Annotated in this window: 3 protein-coding genes; 2 read left to right on the plus strand and 1 reads right to left on the minus strand. The window is 41.4% G+C overall.

Translation table 11 applies throughout. The annotated features are described in order from the left end of the window. Positions 1-786, minus strand: a 786-nt coding sequence (locus B3Y13_RS06390; RefSeq protein ID WP_296693418.1) for a DEAD/DEAH box helicase family protein, incomplete at its 3' end; no start/stop codon positions are given. Between the two features lie 283 nt (positions 787-1,069). Between B3Y13_RS06390 and B3Y13_RS06395 the strand changes: the two genes are divergently transcribed. Together B3Y13_RS06395 and B3Y13_RS06400 are read left to right on the plus strand one after the other, a co-directional pair. Next, on the plus strand, positions 1,070-1,414 hold the full coding sequence (locus B3Y13_RS06395; protein WP_296023946.1) for a helix-turn-helix domain-containing protein: 345 nt from the start codon (positions 1,070-1,072) through the stop codon (positions 1,412-1,414). Then, entirely contained in the window at positions 1,395-1,946 is a 552-nt protein-coding gene (locus B3Y13_RS06400) for an ImmA/IrrE family metallo-endopeptidase (RefSeq protein WP_296693422.1), read from the plus strand. Before B3Y13_RS06395 ends, B3Y13_RS06400 begins: the two co-directional genes overlap by 20 nt. The last annotated feature ends 170 nt before the right edge of the window (positions 1,947-2,116 follow it).

Below are 2,116 nucleotides of genomic sequence, written 5' to 3' on the forward strand. Positions count from 1 at the left end.
GTGGCTGTCAGAGCAAATGCAGATAGGATAAATATTGCTCTTGCATTGAGCCGACCATTCTTTTAACGTCTGGCTTAAAAGCGCAATTGAAGGAACCAGGAACAGAACCAGATGGCTTTCTGTTGCAAGGGCCTCCGCAATCCTTAAAGAGGTAAAAGTCTTGCCGGTTCCGCAAGCCATGATGAGTTTTCCCCGCTCGTGGTCTGCAAAATATCTGGTCGTAGCGTCGAACGCTTTCTTTTGGTGCGGACGAAGGCCGTATTTTTTTACGGCTGCTTCTGCTCCTTTTTTTCCAGAATCCAAAGCTTCCCAGTCTACATCGTCATTTTTCAGGTCGATTAAACCGATACGGCGAATGCCAAGCCGCTGGACCACATTCTGAGCCTCCGCATTGAATCCGTCGTAAGTAGTATCAATCCAAATCTTAAAAGAGAATGTTTTCTTGCCGTCTTTAGTTTCAAATTCAAAGGAAGAAGTAGAAACAAAAGAGTCTACCATTGCTTTGTCTACTTTCTTACCGGCCGCATAGCATTTGCACTGGACAGCCCAGTAGTCTCCGTCGTGGGTGCGGCAAACAAGGTCTATGCCAGTGTCCTTGCCGCCAGTTCCAAACTGCTTTTTATAAGGAAAGTCTGTCCATAGCCAGACATCTGTCAATAAGTGGCTGTAGGCAGGTTTTGTCAAAAGATAGGCCTGCATGAGCCGTTCAAACTTGTCTCCCTTGTTTCTTTCGGAAGTCGAGTTCTCCCGGTATTTATTTATAATGTCGTCAAATGACAAAGCCATATTTTTCTCCAGTTTCTGCAACAGATTTTTTTTACTATACCATATTTTTTAAGTTTTTTAATGAACCTATGCCAGGTTTCCTAAGATTTCCATAAAGAGAGCGCTTTCTCTCCGTTGTGTTACAAACTATCTCCGTTTAGTGTTGCAGACTATCTCGCGTCCCTTGAGACAACCTGTCTCCAATAAAAAAAATTACAATTTTGGTAATTTTTCTTTCCAAAACACTTGACTTGTCTGGAAAGCTGAATTATCATTATGGTAAGAACAAAAGGGGGCAATGGCAATGGCAGAGTCAATGGGCGAAAGAATCGCCCGCCTAATGAAGGCAAAAAATTTAAATCAAAAGGAGTTTGCGCAGGCTATCGAATCTACAGAGGCTTCTGTGTCGCGTTATCTGGGCAATGCAAGAGAGCCAGGACCAAAAGTTCTAGTAAAAATTGCGAATGTGCTTGGAGTAACCGTTGATGAAATTCTCGGAAAAGAAGATGAATCCGATTTTTCAACGGAATTTCCGCGGATAAAGCTCCTTTTGGCCCGCAATTCAAAACTTTTAACAAACGAGCAAAAGAAAGAGATTATAACCGCTCTTCTTTCTGACTCATCGGAGGATGATATTGAGACTTTCTGACGAACGGTACGAGGAAATCAAAGAAGAAGTTGTAGAACTGTACAAGGAGCTGCATATTACAAAATTTCCTGTAAATGCTAAAGATGTCTGCAATCAGCTTAAAATCGCATTGAAATCATACAATCGGTTTACTGAGCAGGCGCTTGCATGCGTTATAAGAGCAAGCGAAGATGGAATAGTGGCAAAAATCGACAACCACTATGAGATTTTTTACAATCCGTCAAAAGACAAAGCCCGTATCCGTTCAACAATTTTTCATGAAATTGGCCATATTCGGCTGCGCCATCTTATTCATGATGAAGAGAATGAAGCGGAGGCAAATTTCTTTGCGTGCTATTTTCTTGCACCGGCTCCGCTTATCCATCATTTCAATTTTGAATATCTGCATGAACTGATGGATAAATTTTGGGTAACAGTCTCGCTTGCAGAAAATGCCTTTAGCCGTTATCAAAAGTGGCTTAGGTTTTCGGACAGCCGTTATACTCAGTATGAAAGAGAATTATTAGAACTTGCAATGGAGGGAGAAAACTGAAAACAGACATTGAAAGTCTTTCTGCTTTATCCGGTGCGGAAAGATAAAAAAAAGCTGCAAATTTACGCCAATAAATCTACAGCTTGTATAAATGCGTGAACACTTATAAATTCGTTGTTTTTATAGTATCACGCATGACCGCCGGGGTCAATATTTCAAAAACAGCGCTA

Source organism: Treponema sp. UBA7567 (genome assembly GCF_002476655.1).
Classification (GTDB): Bacteria; Spirochaetota; Spirochaetia; order Treponematales; family Treponemataceae; genus Treponema_D.